11 protein-coding genes are annotated in these 16,477 nt (G+C 46.3%); 2 read left to right on the forward strand and 9 right to left on the reverse strand.

Features of this window, described 5'->3' with window-relative positions:
* Nucleotides 1-43: 43 nt before the first annotated feature.
* Both solA and BLW49_RS02835 read right to left on the reverse strand, forming a co-directional pair.
* The gene (gene solA / locus BLW49_RS02830) at nucleotides 44-1,198 is read right to left on the reverse strand and encodes an N-methyl-L-tryptophan oxidase (RefSeq protein WP_083655697.1); all 1,155 of its coding nucleotides are present in this window, start codon (nucleotides 1,196-1,198) and stop codon (nucleotides 44-46) included.
* A 134-nt stretch (nucleotides 1,199-1,332) separates the two neighbouring features.
* Complete coding sequence (locus BLW49_RS02835) at nucleotides 1,333-2,397, reverse strand: FUSC family protein (RefSeq protein WP_076311299.1); 1,065 nt, start codon at nucleotides 2,395-2,397, stop codon at nucleotides 1,333-1,335.
* A gap of 348 nt (nucleotides 2,398-2,745) precedes the next feature.
* Here BLW49_RS02835 and BLW49_RS02840 point away from each other — a divergent pair, with 348 nt between their 5' ends.
* Nucleotides 2,746-3,978 (forward strand): copper amine oxidase N-terminal domain-containing protein, encoded by a 1,233-nt coding sequence (locus BLW49_RS02840; RefSeq protein WP_090723049.1) that lies wholly within the window; start codon nucleotides 2,746-2,748, stop codon nucleotides 3,976-3,978.
* Nucleotides 3,979-4,083: 105 nt separating this feature from the next.
* On the opposite strand, the gene BLW49_RS02845 is transcribed toward BLW49_RS02840, so the two are convergent.
* From BLW49_RS02845 to BLW49_RS02875, 7 genes are all read right to left on the reverse strand, one after another.
* Nucleotides 4,084-5,517, reverse strand: coding sequence for an NAD-dependent malic enzyme (locus tag BLW49_RS02845; RefSeq protein ID WP_076311301.1), 1,434 nt, complete (start codon nucleotides 5,515-5,517; stop codon nucleotides 4,084-4,086).
* Between the two features lie 176 nt (nucleotides 5,518-5,693).
* On the reverse strand, nucleotides 5,694-7,790 hold the full coding sequence (locus tag BLW49_RS02850) for a beta-galactosidase (RefSeq protein ID WP_090723051.1): 2,097 nt from the start codon (nucleotides 7,788-7,790) through the stop codon (nucleotides 5,694-5,696).
* 133 nt (nucleotides 7,791-7,923) lie between these two features.
* Nucleotides 7,924-8,802: a carbohydrate ABC transporter permease gene (locus tag BLW49_RS02855; RefSeq protein WP_076311303.1), complete on the reverse strand. Its 879-nt coding sequence runs from the start codon at nucleotides 8,800-8,802 to the stop codon at nucleotides 7,924-7,926.
* A 31-nt stretch (nucleotides 8,803-8,833) separates the two neighbouring features.
* Nucleotides 8,834-9,724 (reverse strand): ABC transporter permease, encoded by an 891-nt coding sequence (locus tag BLW49_RS02860; protein ID WP_090723060.1) that lies wholly within the window; start codon nucleotides 9,722-9,724, stop codon nucleotides 8,834-8,836.
* A gap of 100 nt (nucleotides 9,725-9,824) precedes the next feature.
* Nucleotides 9,825-11,513, reverse strand: coding sequence for a type 2 periplasmic-binding domain-containing protein (locus BLW49_RS02865; protein WP_090723061.1), 1,689 nt, complete (start codon nucleotides 11,511-11,513; stop codon nucleotides 9,825-9,827).
* 103 nt (nucleotides 11,514-11,616) lie between these two features.
* Nucleotides 11,617-13,266 carry a response regulator gene (locus tag BLW49_RS02870; RefSeq protein WP_256209552.1) on the reverse strand — a complete coding sequence of 550 codons (1,650 nt, stop codon included), beginning with the start codon at nucleotides 13,264-13,266 and terminating at the stop codon, nucleotides 11,617-11,619.
* Entirely contained in the window at nucleotides 13,226-14,995 is a 1,770-nt protein-coding gene (locus tag BLW49_RS02875; protein WP_090723065.1) for a sensor histidine kinase, read from the reverse strand. The genes BLW49_RS02870 and BLW49_RS02875 overlap by 41 nt, the downstream gene beginning before the upstream one ends.
* Nucleotides 14,996-15,180: 185 nt before the next feature.
* Between BLW49_RS02875 and BLW49_RS02880 the strand changes: the two genes are divergently transcribed.
* The gene (locus BLW49_RS02880; protein WP_090723067.1) at nucleotides 15,181-16,377 is read left to right on the forward strand and encodes a glycosyltransferase family 4 protein; all 1,197 of its coding nucleotides are present in this window, start codon (nucleotides 15,181-15,183) and stop codon (nucleotides 16,375-16,377) included.
* Nucleotides 16,378-16,477: the final 100 nt, after the last annotated feature.

Here is a 16,477-nt window from a genome sequence, read left to right on the forward strand (position 1 = left end):
TAGCCAATCATTGGTTATCATGCAAATGAACAGGAATCAGTTATTAGGTTGTTGCTTCATGATCTTGCAGGTGTTGGAATCGGTCCAATCGAAAAGCGGATAAATTATAACGGATAGAATCACCGTTCACAAGATTGGAGATGAGCTCCCCTACGGCACTGGCAAACTTGAATCCATGTCCAGAGAACCCGCAGGCCAGAACCACTCCCTTATGGTCAGGGTGATAATCGATAATAAAATCCTCATCCGGCGTGTTCTCATACTTGCATGCTGCCCCCCGAATGAGCCTCCCATTCGCTTCCGGAATATATTTGTGAAGAGCCTGACGAAGAATCTCTTCATCTTCCCCACCCGACTGAAATGGAAGCAGGGGAGCACTCGGATCTATATCCGTTCCCCAATCATGACGGCCGATCTTTAATCCAGATCCGTCCTTGCTGGGGAACCCGTAATATAGCCCATTCTCTGTATCTAGTGTAAATCCAGGGAATTGAGATACATCAAACAGCTCAGGTGCCTCAAACCATCCAATAACCTGTCTTACCGCTGCAACAGGCGGCTTGACCGATTCCGCGGTTTCTGAAGCCCAGGCTCCCGTCGTAATTACAAGCTGGTCTGCTTCATATTTCTCTGCAGCCGTATGTACAATGTATCCTGAGCCTGAGGATTCCCAGTGAAGGACCTTGGCACCCGTAACAAGTCTTGCGCCATGCCGCTCGGCAAGTCCTTTATAGGCATGGAGTACAGGCTCCGTCAGCAGATATCCTGCCCTGCGCTCGAGAATACCTGAATACCCTTTTGGCAAATGAAAACCCGGCCATCTGTGCTTGATCCCCATCGTGCTGAGGCGTTCTACCGATAGATTAAAGGCAAGTGCATTATTCCACTTCTCTTCCGCTAATGGATCATGATCAGGCGATATATTCAGCACCCCTGAAGGAATTAACAACGTACTGCTGCTTTCTCGTTCCAACTGACTCCACAGTTCGTGGGCTCTTACTGCCATTGCGTTGTATACAAGGTCACCAGTGTATGCATAACGGAACAATCGAGTATCCCCATGATGGCTTCCTTGGGTATGCGGCGGTTCATAAGCATCGAGCATCAATACGGATTTCCCTGACTTCGCAAGATAGTAGCCGCTGCTCAGACCCATGGTTCCTGCACCAATAATAATGACATCCACTTTATTCTTCACGGAACACACCTTCTTTATAAGTATTCAGGATGATGATCCAGTACAAAGTCTACTAAATTACCCCGAATTAGATATTGTAATGATCATAAACGAATTTACTTCGTCCGCGCAAGTGTACATTTTACACCACATCTTTATTTTTTCAGCCATGCTGACAGCCCCTCTGAGCTATCCTTCGTTTCTTCAGAGTCTAGAATATGGTCAGCCAAGCGGTTTAAACGTTCGAGCTGATAACCGTAATCATACATTGCTGCAGCAACGATCGACAGCCGAAGCATTCCTTCCCGCTCAAAATCAATGCCCTCAATCGCAGATTCCATGAACTCCACATTGGTACGCACCAGCTCTTCGCCTTCCTGCTCATTGGGCTTAAGCTTATCTTCAAATTTGAGCAGGACATGCTCATGGAATTTGATCAATTTCTCCAAATGCTCATCGAAATATTGATCCGTTCGGTCTGATCGTTCCGCCTGAAAATAGTGTCGATCCACCGCATCCAGCACTGCAAAACCTTTTTGAAGACTTGATAGCATCAGCTTGTAGACAACCATCTGCCTTGTTGAACTGAACTTCGCCCGCCTCAGCTTCTGCTGTTCTTCTTCAAACAGATGATATTTGTCGACAAGGGATTTGATCTGGCCTTCAAGATCATTTTTCTCATCACGAAACACCGATTCTTTAATCTCATCCGATATAGAGGTTCTGAGCAGCAAGGACATACGGTCAAAGACACTTCTGATCTGCATTACAAATTGCAGTTTCGGCTTCGGCGGAGATACAGTGACGTTAATTACCGAAGCAGACACGATACCGATCAATGTCAGAATGAATCTGTCCACTGCATAGTGCCAGTCCCCGGAGGCTTCCATAATAGATACAACCGTGACGAGCGTAAGACCGATCGTATCGCCCATTTTTAACTTAAGACAGATACTGATGACCAGTATACAAGCCAATCCGACAGCAATGGGTTCATTGGAGAACACCATCCCTCCAATCAGCGCAACGATGGCGCCAAGCGTCGTAGATTGCACTTGATCAAGAAAGTATCGCCAGGATCGGTATATAGAGGGCTGCATTGCAAAAATAGCTGCAATTGCCGCACCCACAGGCGACTGGGGAATGTTCAGCAGCATGCTTATATATAAAGCTAGAGTAACTGCAATCCCGGTCTTCAACACCCGAGCGCCGAAAGACATCCCTATAAGCCTCCTTCTAGGAATCATGATTAGATATTTTTGTATTATTACCCCAAAACCACAAATTACGTAAACCTGTTCTTCTCAAATGAACGATTTATTGTACCATGACTTTCCTGAACTTTCGAGCACATTTGTAACAAATCAATGACAGCTTCGTTCACTTCGCTTAATAGAGCTATTCGCATATTGTAATTAATTACCTTGGTAAATCCCTTCCACCTCGATTGCTTAACTTTTCCAAGCCAAGTAATATGGTTTCACATGGGAACATTTCCAATATTTCTTTGGGCAGGAGGACTGCTGTTCCTATAGTAAAATACTGTACAGCTTAGAGGGGTTGACAACATGTTCAAAAAGAAGCTTGGCCTGCTGACACTCGCTTTCCTAATGGTATTCTCCATTATGGGTGGAGTCGTATCCGCAGCCGCAGCGACACCAAAAATCAAGGTATACCTGGACGACGAGTTAATGACGTTCCCTGTGACACCTGCCATTCAGAAAGGGGTAACGTTTGTTCCCTTCCGAGCATTATTCGAAGCGTTTGATTACTCGGTGAAATGGAACAATGCAGAGAAACGCATTAACGCGGACAACGGCGAAGTGAAACTCCAGCTCTACGCCGGTAAGACTACAGCCCATATTGATGGTCAAAGAACCAGCCTTCCTGCCGCACCTTACATAGAGAAAGGCAGCACGCTGATTCCGCTCCGATTCGTTGCTGAAGCTACAGGCTACACTGTGTCCTGGGATCAAAGCAGCAAAACAATTCATATTTCTACCTCAGCTGGAGAAGAAGAGAACCAGCAAAAGGTAGATGCCTTCCTTAAACAGTTTGGTACTGCCGAAAGTGAGCGCAATCTTAATAAAGTTAAATCCATGCTCGATACGGACTCATACTACTATGATTACTTCGTTGAATATTACGAGGAACTATTTAAGTCACAAGGAAATACAACCTATTCGAATGTCGAGATCGTGAGTGCAGAGGATGGCGAAATTATTGCCTCAGTCACCCGTACCGAAATTTGGACCGGAGGTCCATTCTTCTTCGACCTCACTCAAGATGAATTGTGGCTGTTCCTGACCGAATCGTCAGATGGAAGCTTGAAGCTGAATGATGAAATTCCAGGTTACGCTTATTATCATGCACTGGACTTGATCGGTCAGACACCGGCCGTTCCTCAAGAGGATCAAACAAGCATCGAAGAAACACTGCAAGCTCAGTATGATGGATACAATAACAAGGATGCAGACCTTGTATTGTCTACCCATGATCAATCCACATGGATTTATCGCAGTCTTCAACAATTGTTTGATACCGGCTATCTGAACGAAGTAGACTATGATCTCTCCGCTTCTTCTATTAACGTTGTTCAGTATAATGGAAATACTGCTATCGTTCATGCTGAAGAGTCAGATATTGAAGGTGAGCTGACAGGCATGTACTATATGGTGAAAACAGAGGATGGAAGCTGGCTCATCGCGGACGCGTTCTCTCTTTACCCAGAAGAAGATTACAGTGTAATGTCTCTGATGGACAGCCCGCAGGCTCACAAATCAGATAAAAATCACCGTTAATCTATAGCCTGCCTAAGAATACGAAAAGAGCCCGGGCTCCTCTGCAAGCACTTGCAGGGGAGCCTGGGCTCTTCTTATATATTAGGATTAATAACTTCAGATCGATTATCCAGAAATATCACTGCTCTTCCTTGGCACTCTTCTCGCCACTCCCGTTTGAAGAGCCGCCTCAATGACCCGCTCACGAATGGATTTAACGACTCGATCATTAAAAACACTAGGAATGATATAATACTTCGTCCGTTCCTCATCCGATATTGAGGAAGCAATGGCCGTTGCAGCTGCCAGCTTCATCGCCTCATTAATTTCACTGGCTCTGCAGTCCAGTGCGGCACGGAACATTCCAGGGAAGCATAACACATTATTAATCTGGTTTGGATAATCAGATCTCCCTGTCGCCATAACTGCTACAATATCCTCTACTTCACTCGGCATAATTTCGGGTACCGGATTGGCCATAGCAAATACAATCGGGTCCTTCGCCATCGTCATGATGTGCTCTCTTGTAAGCAGATTCCCTCTGGAGAGGCCAATGAAGATATCCGCATCCTTAATAACCTCATAAAGCGAGCCTGTCTGAAGATTAGGGTTCGTCCGCTCCGCATAATCCTGCCAGATCGGATTATCATAGGTTTCTGTTCGCACAAGAGCTCCCTCACGATCAACCCCAATTAAATTCTTGGCTCCAGCAGACAACAAAATGTTGCTGCAGGCAACCCCAGCGGCTCCAATACCGCATACAACAATCTTCGTGTTCTCGAGCGACTTGCCGACCAGCTTCAGTGCATTAATCAGTCCTGCATACAATACGACCGCTGTACCGTGCTGATCATCGTGAAAGACAGGAATATCCAGCTCCTCATTCAGTCTCCGTTCAATCTCAAAGCAGCGTGGAGAAGAAATATCTTCGAGATTAATACCGCCAAAAGCCGGCGATATCGCTTTGATCGTCCGAATGATCTCTTCGGTGTCCTGTGTTTCCAGGCAGATCGGAAAAGCATCTACACCCGCAAGCTGCTTGAACAGCATTGCTTTACCTTCCATGACAGGCATGGCAGCACGCGGGCCAATATTACCGAGACCGAGTACTGCACTTCCATCGGATACAACAGCTACCGTATTTCTTTTGATCGTTAATGAATACGCCTTCTGCGGCTCCTCGGCAATCGCATTACATACTCTCGCCACGTCCGGTGTGTATACTCTCGACAGATCCTCCCGGTTGTTAATCGGGGATTTGGGAGCGATTTCAATTTTGCCCCCCAAATGGAGCAGAAAGGTGCGGTCGGATACGTTGATAATGGATACTCCATTAAGATTTCGGACTGTCTCTACAATCTTCTTGTTATCATCAGCATGAGAAACCGCAACGGTTAAATCTCGAACGGTGATATCCTGATTAGTTGAAATTACGTCAATGGCAACGATATCTCCTCCAGCCTGCGAGATTGCAGATGCCACTTCACCAAAATTAATGGTCTTGGTCTTCATTTCGAGCCGAATAATAATGCTGTTTCCGTCAAGATTGCGCTGTATCATGCGAGTCCCTCCCGTGAGATGTAGTCAAGGCATTCATCAACTGTGACTTCGAGACACAGCCTTGATATTCCTGCTATCCTTACATAAAAAAGGCTCTCCTTCGACAGCAGCTTACATGATAAAGTAAGTGCTGTTCGCTAGAGAGCCGTAATGCCCTTTTCTTTTTATAAATCAACTTAATCCATTTGCCTTGAAGGACGTTTCAGAATTCGAATCCCGTAAGGGGCTAATTTTACTCCCTCTGTGAACGTGTCCTCTCCTTCTGTTCCGTTCAATGAAGTCCCGATCTCCGTATAGGAGCGCTCATCCAAAGGCATAAACTGGATCTCATCTGTGTAGTTCTGAAGGAAGACGTAGTCCGTCTGACCATCTGTTCGGACATGGGCTGTTACACCTTGAGGGTATTCCCCGCTAATCGCCTGCGTGATGCCAAGCTCTGTGATCACTAGATTATAAAAGTCTTGATGGAAAGGAGCAGAATTGCGTGAAGCAATGTAATACGCCTTGCCAGATCCCAGTGCATTTACGGTAAGTGCCGGGCGCCCTTGATAAAAGTCACTGTCATATGCCGCGATTGCGGTTGCTGTCTCCAGATGAATGAGATCACACAGCTCTATCGCCTCATACGCTCCGGTGAGTCCAAGGGCATTGTCTTCTAGCGCTATGACTTTATTAACCTGCCCATCATGCAGCCCGTCAATTTCCTCTGACCAGATGCCGAGTGTCTTGCGAAGCGGTCCGGGAAAGCCTCCAAGGAAACAGAGATCATTCTCGTTGACTATACCCGACCAATAGGTGGCAACGAAGGTTCCTCCATTCTGTACAAACGCCTCAATTCGTTCACCGACACCAGGCTTTACCATATAGAGCATGGGTGCAATGAGCAGCTTGTATTTGGCAAAGTCAGCATCCATGTTGATGATATCTACCGATACTCCCTTTTCCCAAAATGTCTTGTAGTGGGACTGTACCGTCTCATCGTATTTGATCCCTACATTACGAGGTCCTTGTGAATCTTGGATCGCCCATCGATTCTCCCAGTCGAAGATAATTGCCACTTCCGCAGGCACACTCGTACCTGTAACCTCTTCAAGCCCGGTTAATACTTCCCCAACCTCGGTCACTTCCTGGAATACACGGGTGTGCTCATTGCCTACATGATCGACGACAGCTCCATGCAGCTTCTCACTGGAGCCCCGGCTCTTGCGCCACTGAAAATACTGAACCGTATCTGAACCGTGCGCCACAGCCTGAAGAGAAGACAACAGATGCATTCCCGGCTTCTTCAGCTTGCTGACCTCCTGCCAGTTCGTCATGCTCGGCGTGCTCTCCATCAGCATAAATGGTTTGCCGCCTTTAATAGACCGAACGATATCATGCATGAGTGCAACGGTCATTGCCTGATGACTGTCATCCTGAGCATCATGCCACGTTGGATAACTGTCCCATGATAATACATCCAGTACGTCTGCGAATTTCCAGTAGTCAAGACCATCAAAGTAGCTCATGAAATTGGTTGTTGCCGGCAGCTCGCGATTCGCTTCTTTGAGCGGAGCCAGCTCATGCTGGAGGAAATCAAGTGTCCGATCGGTCACATAACGTTTCCAATCAAGATTCATCGCATGTACCTGAGTCTCTCCATGAGGAGCAGGGGACTCAATCTGATCCCAGCTCGTATACGTATGGCTCCAAAAGGTTGTCCACCAGGCATGATTCAGTTCGTCCAGTGTTCCATACTTCTCCTTGACCCACTCCCGAAATCCCGCCTGACAATATTCACAATGGCAGTCCCCGCCAAGCTCGTTGGAAATATGCCAGCCGATGACTGCAGGATGATGAGCATAACGCTCAGCAAGCCTGCTGTTCATCATATGTACTTTCTCTCTGTAAACCGGAGAAGAGTAACAATGATTATGGCGGAAGCCGTGGAGATTACGCACTCTATTCCTGCCTACCCTCAGCACTTCCGGATATTGCTGAGACATCCAGGCTGGTCTTGCACCACTTGGTGTTGCCAGCAGTGCATATATGCCATTCTCGGCAAAGGTGTCCAAAATCTGGTCAAGCCATTCAAAGGTGAATACACCCTCTTCGGGCTCCAGAGATACCCAGGAGAAGATACCAACAGACATCACATTACAATTGGCAAGCTTCATTAGCCGGATATCCTCTTGCAGCACTTCCGGATACCGCAGCCACTGCTCCGGGTTGTAGTCTGCCCCATGCAGCATTACAGGTGCTTTCGCAAATAACGGTGAATATTTCTTATTCATACTTGCCACTCCTCACGATCGTATAAATTTACCCTCACTCCAATGAAAACGATTACATCCTTGTTCTATATCTTACACTTTGAAGCAGATCCGAACAACTTTCGTCCGAAAGCATGACCCACTCTTCATAAAATTAACCTTTTACAGAACCGACGGTCATCCCTTTAACAAAGTATTTTTGCAGGAAAGGATATACAAGCAGAATGGGAGCAGCACCTATAAAGATCTGTGCAGATTTTACCGTCGTTTGGCTGATCAATTCCATCTCCTGCGGATTCATGGCCATTGTGCTCATATCCCGCTGAATAATGACTGTCTGGAGAAAGGTTGCCAGCGGAAAGTCCCCGGAATCATTCAAATACAGCAAGCCGTCAAACCATGAATTCCAATGAAATACCATACTGAACAAGCTGATCGTCGCAATGGATGGCAGCGATATCGGCAGATAAATCGAGAGTAATGTCCTGAAATGACCCGCTCCGTCAATCAGTGAAGCTTCTTCAAGCTCCTTCGGGATCCCTCTGAAGAAATTCAGCATCAAGATGACTAGAAAAGTGTTCACTGCCGACGGAAGCACGAGTACCCAGAACGTATCGATGAGACGAAGCGTTTGAATGACTTCATAGAAAGGAACAAGTCCTCCGTTAAAGATCATGCTGAATACAAAGATCCAGGAGTACAGCGTTCTTCCTTTAAAAGCGGAGTTTTCTTTGGACAGCGGATAGGCCGCAAGAAAAGTCACGATTAAGGTGATGGCTGTACCTATGACGGTTCTCAGCACAGAGACCCAGATGGAATGCAGAAAGGCTGGATTGTTAATCGTCTTTTTGTAAGCCTCTAGTGAGAAATCGATTGGAATCAGCGAGACCAGATTGGCATCTGCCGCCGCTTTGCTGCTAAATGATACGGCAAGCACATGAATCAGCGGTATGATGCAAAGAATGGCAAGCAATATCAGAAACAGGTTATTGAACGCACTGAATATGCGGTATGATCTTGTTTTATGATACATGGTTTCTCCCTCCCTCTCAGGTTCATATAATCTAGAAGATACGATAACCGGCCCACTTGTAGGCTAGCCTGTAGGATATGAGAATCAGCACCATACTGATGACCGATTTGAACAGCCCAATCGCAGTACCAAAGCCCATTTCTCCATTAAGTATCGCGGTTCTATACACAAAGGTGTCGATAATATCGCCCGTTTCATATACGAGAGGATTGTATAGATTGAAGATTTGGTCAAAGCCTGCATTCAGGACATTCCCAAGTGCAAGCGTACCGACAACAACGGTGATTGGTATTAGTGAAGGTACAGTAATGTGCATCGTCTGCTTCCAACGGCTTGCGCCGTCCATCTCAGCCGCTTCATAGAGTGCAGGGTTAATTCCCGCCAGCGCTGCCAGGAAAATAATCGTGTTGTATCCGAACTCCTTCCATACATCAGAGATGATAACCGTCAATCGAAACCAGTTGTTGTCTCCGAGAAATAGGATCGGATCAATGCCGAAGCTGCCTAGAACTCGATTGAAGAGTCCTGCGGGAGCGAGCAGATCCACCAGGATGCCGCCAAGAATGACCCATGACAGGAAGTGTGGCAAGTAGACTAATGTCTGGATTGAGCGCTGAAGTCCTACTTTCCGGACTTCGTTAAGCAGGATGGCAAATACGAACGGTACAAGCAGATTGAAGATCATCTTGGCTACAGCAATAATTACCGTGTTCCAAATGACCTGCATACTGTCTTCCCGTTCAAACAGGTAGCGGAAATTATCCAGCCCAACCCATTCGGAGCCAGCAATTCCGAGCCACGGTTTATAATCCTGGAATGCCATGACAATTCCGGACATGGGCAGATAACTGAACAGGAATAGAAATACCATGGCGGGCAGCAGCATGATATGAAATGGCCATGTTTTTTTGAATGTTCTCATCCTAATCCCTCCTATTTACAATTAAAAATGACTCTTTCTCTAGAAATAAGGTATAGAAAAGCAGCATACATGATTGCATGCTGCTTTCATCTCACACGCTTTATTTTACGCTGTCGTACCATTCATTCACTTCTTGGGTAATTTGATCTCCTCCGCCAGTTTTCCAGGTTTCGACGAAAGTATCAAATGCATCGACAGGCTTGTTGCCATATATAATTTCGTTAAACGTTTGATTTTCAATTTTGTTGAGATAGTCGAGCTTGGATTTCATCGTTTCTGTCGGAGGACCTGTGAACATATCCTTATAGGAGATATCCTCTTGAGACATCAGCACCTTGGCTGCCTGAGGTGTCTCTAGCCCGTAGTTGGCTTTCACTTCACGCTCAAGCCTTGTTTCGGCTTCTTTGCCGTCTGCCAAATTAAGGAGCGCCTTCATCTGTGCATCCGGTATTCTGGCTCCGTCTCTCACGAGAAGATAGCGCAGCACATTGACATATCCGCCTTCAATCTCATCGTATCTCACCTGTTTGCCGTCTGCGTCCAGCTGATAGTCATAGCCTTCAAACAAGCCAAAGTCATGCTCACTGCCGGCAGCTGGATCTGCAAAATGGTCAAACAAATAATTCTGATATGTGAAGAAAGCCTCAGGATGCTCCATATCTTTCTTAATCAGCGTTACTCCATTTGAGAAATGCGTTCCATGACGCATGGCAGTTCCATTTTCACCCGTAGGAATCGGATAAGGCTTCCATACGGCTTCTGGGTCGTTCTTGACCGTGTCCACCAGCGGCCATCCGCTCATCCAGTATGGACCTGGAATGATTCCTGCTGTCCCGGCTACGGCAGGCTCCGCCGTCTTGTTCTCATCCCATAGTGCAACCTCTTGAGGGATATAGCCCTTATCAAACCACTCGCTCAGCTTCTGGAGACCCTGCTTCATTCCTGGATGCACAGATCCGTATTCCAGCTTGCCATCTTCACCAATATTCCATTGCTGCGGAAGAGTGCCGTAGGCTCCAAAGATCCAGGATGGATCAGCCATCCATGTATTCATCGAATTTTTGATTCCGATACTAAGCGGTGTGACCTTATCCGGAGACAGTCCGCTTGGATTATTGTTCTTGAAGGCTTCCATCACCGCTTCAAGCTCATCAATCGTTGTCGGCGCCTTCAAATTCAGCTTGTCGAGCCAATCCTGTCTGATCCACAGGAGGTAGTCATTGTTATAAGCGTAATCGAGAACCGGAATTCCCATCTTCTTGCCGTCACGCGTATATGCATTCCAAACGGTTGGATCGATATTCATTGCTTCCTTCCATGTATCTGAAGCATACTTGTCGAACAGCTCGCCAACCTCGCCATAGATTCCAGATTCAATCAAGTCTTGAACGAGCTGTGTCTGATCTGCACCAATCGTTAATATATCCGGCATGTCCTGTCTTGAAGACATGGACAGTCTCACTTTTGTAGCGAAGGCACCATTCGTATCCGTTACAGACCAAAGTGAATCAATATTAATTCCGAATTGCTCTTTTGCCCATTTCGTTGCTACGCTGTTCTCAATGGTTTCACCGTTCTTGAACGTCACCGCCGGATCAATTCCCCACACGGTGGATATGGTTACTTCTGGATCATATTTTTCTTTGTATACGTTTTCAGCAGTGACCGGCGCTGTTGCGCTGTCGTTTGTGTTCTCTGCTCCCCGCCCCGAACAGCCCATGAGACCGACACTAGCTGCCATGGTCACTGCAAGAACGGATAGCGTTGATCTTTTCCATCTAAACCCCATTTGAGTTCCCCCTTAAAGAACTTGATCCTTACCCTTTTTATTATGAGAGGTGTCGGTCTTTCTTCCTATGATACTAAATTAAGGTTTCTGCACCTTTTTCAACTTATTGTTCTCGAAATTCGTTTGGCGACATGCCAAAATGCTTTTTAAACAATTTGCTGAAGTACTGCGGATTCTGGTATCCAAGTTCAGAAGTGATTTCGTATATTTTCTTGTTCGTATGTTTCAGCAGGTACAGCGCCTTCTCCAATCGGATTCGAATCAAGTATTCACTAAGGCCTTCCCCCGTCTCTGCCTTGAATACTTTGGACAAATACACCGGATGCAGAAAGACCCGGTCTGCTATGATCTTCACGGTCAGCTCATAACCATATTCAGATGCAACCAGATCCTTAACCTGCTTGACAATATATCCTTTGGACAAGGGCTTATTCTGCTGATCCTCTTCCAGCTTGTCTAGTATCCGAAAAGTATAATTTCGAAGCTCAGCCGGGTACTGAATCAGTCTCTCCACATGATGGGGCTCCATGCCATGAACGTCCAGCTCGCTGATCCGAATATCCGTCCGATGCGTGATATATAAGCAGGCGTTTATGATCGCCAGATAAATTTCATACATATGCTCTCTGGAAACTGGATGTCGATCAATGACATCAAATACTTCGCCCAATTTGTCCCGTACAGATCTCCATTGTCCAAGCTCAAGCAGCTGCTGAAGGACAGGCGGCTTGTACAGCAGGTTAAACACTTCTTTCGAAGCGCCTGAAAGGGCCCTATACGAATCCTGGGGAGAATATAGCACCGCTGCTTCTTCATCTGTGCTTGCCAGGTACATTGAATTTAACATTTGGTGATAGACCGTGCTGGTATCATTCGGAAACTGAAAGCTGGAGCTTATAATAACGGACACATCTCCATGTAAGTACTGTCTGACATTCTCTTGAAAAGTCCTTAGAAGCGAATAAAGCTGTCTTCGGTCTTTATCTTCCATTTCCATCTCTAAGCCGGCGGTATTGTCTGTCTGAATGAGGACAGCCAAGCAGTGATGGGGTGTTCTTCCCTGCCATACTTTATAGTTCGTGCCGAGGATCTCTTCTGAAATGTTTCCGATCGCATATTCAATAAGCACCCGGGATTTGGGATCCAGATCCATAAATCCTTGATTCAGCTGAACCAGGATCATGAGGGACTCAACATCCGTCTGCAGAGGTATTTCATAATCCTGCAGCTGCTGCTTGACCCGCGACAAGGTATGTGGTGTCCCAAGCAGCAGGCCCTGCAGCATATTTTCCCGAAGCAGGACATAATCTGATTTGCGCTGATACATGAGCTGATGGTATTTATCCGTTTCCTTTTCTCTTTCCTTGATGGCCTCAACTGTTTGATTCACACTTTTTATAAATTCCTCATCGTCTACTGGCTTAAGTATGTAGTCCTGAGCCTGTAATTGAATCGCTTTTTTGGCATATTGAAAGTCACTATATCCTGTCAGCAGAATGGATCGTATTTCCGGCCATTTTTCACTAGCCTTCTCGATCAGTTCAAGACCATCCATTCCAGGCATTCGAATGTCCGTCACCAATATATCTACGGGATGGCTTTGCAGCAGCTGAAGTGCTCCTGCCGCCGAATCTGTTCTGTACACATGCCTGATGCCCATCTCCTCCCATGGAATGGTCGCCTCCAGACTCTCCGTAACATAGCTTTCATCATCAACTAACAAGATGTCCATGATTATGATCGTTCCTTTCATATCTAGTCGTATTCTCCCATTGAATGCTGGCACTGAACCCGCCCATCGCGGATGTATCAACGGACAAATAACTGCTGTCTCCGTACCTTAACTGCATTCGTTGATTTACATTCCATAAGCCGCAGCCTGAGTTCTCATCCATGGGCTTCGTTAGGCGCCCCCTCAATTCCTGAAGTCTGCTCTCAGAAATGCCGAGACCATCATCCTCAACTACAATTCGCATCATTCCGTTCGGATCCTGACAAGCCCCGATGCGTATAAACCCGGCATCCGTAGACCGTTCGATACCGTGAATGACAGCATTCTCTACAAGCGGCTGAATCACTAATGGTGGAATGGGCTGATCCAGCAGCTCGTCTGGAATCTCGATCACATAGTCAATTCGATTCATGCGCATCTTCTGTATCTTGAGATATGCGACTACAAAATCCATCTCTTCCTTTAGAGTGACCAGCTCCTTCTCCTGCCGGGTGGTATACCGATAGTAACGGGACAGATTATGGGACATGGCCACAACCGCGTCCATCTTACCGAGCTTTGCCATACTTGTAATGAAGGAGAAGCAATTATAGAAGAAATGGGGATTAATTTGAGACTGCAGCTGCTTCAGCCTCGCCTCTTTTACTTGAATCTGCTCCAGGTATACATGCTCAAACAGCTCCTGGATCTGCTCTACCATGGAATTGAAGCGTTCTGACAGGAAACTGAATTCATTCCTGCCCTTAGATACCACTCGCACGGAATAGTCCCCCATCTTCAGCCGCTGAAAACCGCGAATCAAACTTTTAACGGGAATTTGGACCTGTACGTACAGTAAGTAGGCAGCTAAGAAGCTCATGAGCAGTAGAGTTCCTACGGCCCCATAGAATAGCTGATTGGATTTCTCAATCGGTGCAAGCACATCCGTTAGAGGGATATAATCCACCAAATACCATCCTGTAGCTTGGGATAAGACCGTATGAACACTATAGATATTTCCATCCATCTCTACCGTCCGGTAATCGACATCATTCATCTCGGGAAATTTCAGCTGAGTGAGAAGTTTGGCACTTTGTGCAATATCCTGCGTTCGGTTATAAATAACACCGGTGCCCGGTTTGTAATAGAAAGGGTCCCTTCTTCCATTACTCTTAAACTTGTCCAGCATATCCTGTAAGTTCGTGCTGTCAAATTCGATCTTAACGATGCTGTTTGCCTTCGCGAGATCCTGAACCGAATATGGCGAAACCGTATACCAAGAAAAAAGATACTGCTCACTGTTGAGTCGCTGCACCTTCTCCACCTGCCACCCCGGTTTAATCTCTTCTTTCAGTTCTTTAGGATCGTACCGCTTAGCATTGCCTTCCGTAATCATCCTCTCCATGGAGGGGGAATAGAAGGTAAGGCTGCTGCGCCAATTGGATGAGCTCTCCTGAATGCCCAGCTTGTTCTGCACCCGCTTGACCTGATTAATGAGATCCAGATTCAAATAATCGCTGTCCATATAAATATCTTTGAAGCTCTCAATATCGGGATCATGGATCAGCAGATTCGTCCAGGAGGATAGTTCCTCGATGCTTGTGTTCACCTGACTTTGAAAAAAGGCAAGCTGATTACTGCTGGATTTGTTCAGCTCACTGACTATAGTATCGGTTGCCATTTTGTTGGAATAGCTGTACAAGAACACAACAGGAATAAGCATGATAATAATCAGCAATACAATCTTCGTAAACAAGGAATATCTGATCATAGTAGAATATACACCTCGTAGAATGATGTCGATGTGACTATTGTAAGCGTTTTATGTGGAAAATTAAATCAAAATTAACTTGACTCTGCTTTATCGCGATTTGTGTTAAAACGGCCGAGAACAGACATATCCCGCTGGATCCCACTGTACGATATAGAGGAATAATGATTGGGAGGCGGATCGAGATGCGGATTGCTATATTTACGGACACATTTTTACCCGAGGTTAATGGAGTGGCAAATACACTTGGCAAATGGGTCGAATATTTACGTGCACGCTCGATTCCTGTCCTTGTGTTCGCTCCCCAGTATGGAAGCCTAGTGAATACAGAAGGCGGACATGTTGAGCGATTCTTCAGTCTTCCTCTGATCTTCTATCCAGAATGTAAGCTGGCTCTGCCCGGTCGTATGCGAACAGAGCGAATCCTCCACAATTTTCAGCCCACACTGATTCATGTCGCTACTCCAGCCGCTATAGGTCTGCTCGGAGCAGGATATGCTGCCAAGCACGGAGTACCTCTTGTGGCATCCTACCATACCCACTTTGATCAATATTTGAAGCATTACAAGCTAGCTTGGATGGAGCAGGCACTGTGGAAATACATGCAGTGGTTTCATCGGAACTGTAAACGGATCTATGCACCTTCGGAGTCAACGAAGCTCAAGCTTGAGGAAAAAGGAATGAAGCATGTAGGTATTTGGAGCCGTGGAATTGATGCACAACAGTTTCGGCCAGCGGTGTCTGCCGAGGAACGCGCAAGTCTTCTTCGTAACCGTGGATTGGATCCGGAGCTGACCTATATGCTGTATGTCGGACGACTGGCTCCAGAAAAAAATATCGAACACCTAATCAACAGCTTTGCTTCTCTCCCCTCCCGTATCCTAGATAAGTCCCGGCTCCTCATTGCAGGGGATGGTCCCCTGTATGGTCATTCTCCCTCCGTACCCCACAACCTTTCAGAGGAACACATCCAGTGGCTGGGATATTTGCGAGGAAATGAGCTTCGAGATATCTACTCCATGTCTGATTTATTCGTATTCCCTTCATCTACGGAGACATTTGGCAATGTTATTCTTGAAGCGATGGCCAGCGGTCTCCCCGTTATTGCAGCCGGCGCAGGCGGCGTGCTTGATATCATTACACATGAAAAGACGGGCATATTGTGCCCGCCGGAAGAACCTTCTTCGATGGTGAACTCAATCATCCGTCTATATGATCATCCTCATCTGAGCAAGAGCTTGGGGGAAGCAGGGAGAGAGTACTGCCTGAATCGCTCCTGGGTTCCTATATTTGATCAACTGCTCAGCAGTTACAATGAAGTCATAGCTGAATCCAATTCAATGGTGAATATGAGCAGATCTCCACAGAAAAAGGTTAAATGAGTCGAAAAAAATATAATTCCCCCGGAATACCCGAATGTAGTTGTCGAACCCTAATGCTGGATAGAAGCAGAGAATCGTCACTATTCTGTACGATTCTCCA

Origin of the sequence: Paenibacillus sp. PDC88 (genome assembly GCF_900106725.1) — a bacterium.
Lineage (GTDB): Bacteria > Bacillota > Bacilli > Paenibacillales > Paenibacillaceae > Paenibacillus > Paenibacillus shunpengii.

What these genes read in the sequence shown, in the direction of transcription:
- BLW49_RS02835 (WP_076311299.1), bottom strand. Translation starts at nt 2,397, where the DNA reads ATGTCTTTCGGCGCTCGGGTGTTGAAGACCGGGATTGCAGTTACTCTA.
- BLW49_RS02840 (WP_090723049.1), top strand. Translation starts at nt 2,746, where the DNA reads ATGTTCAAAAAGAAGCTTGGCCTGCTGACACTCGCTTTCCTAATGGTA.
- BLW49_RS02845 (WP_076311301.1), bottom strand. Translation starts at nt 5,517, where the DNA reads ATGATACAGCGCAATCTTGACGGAAACAGCATTATTATTCGGCTCGAA.
- BLW49_RS02850 (WP_090723051.1), bottom strand. Translation starts at nt 7,790, where the DNA reads ATGAATAAGAAATATTCACCGTTATTTGCGAAAGCACCTGTAATGCTG.
- BLW49_RS02855 (WP_076311303.1), bottom strand. Translation starts at nt 8,802, where the DNA reads ATGTATCATAAAACAAGATCATACCGCATATTCAGTGCGTTCAATAAC.
- BLW49_RS02860 (WP_090723060.1), bottom strand. Translation starts at nt 9,724, where the DNA reads ATGAGAACATTCAAAAAAACATGGCCATTTCATATCATGCTGCTGCCC.
- BLW49_RS02865 (WP_090723061.1), bottom strand. Translation starts at nt 11,513, where the DNA reads ATGGGGTTTAGATGGAAAAGATCAACGCTATCCGTTCTTGCAGTGACC.
- BLW49_RS02870 (WP_256209552.1), bottom strand. Translation starts at nt 13,266, where the DNA reads ATGAAAGGAACGATCATAATCATGGACATCTTGTTAGTTGATGATGAA.
- BLW49_RS02875 (WP_090723065.1), bottom strand. Translation starts at nt 14,995, where the DNA reads ATGATCAGATATTCCTTGTTTACGAAGATTGTATTGCTGATTATTATC.
- BLW49_RS02880 (WP_090723067.1), top strand. Translation starts at nt 15,181, where the DNA reads ATGCGGATTGCTATATTTACGGACACATTTTTACCCGAGGTTAATGGA.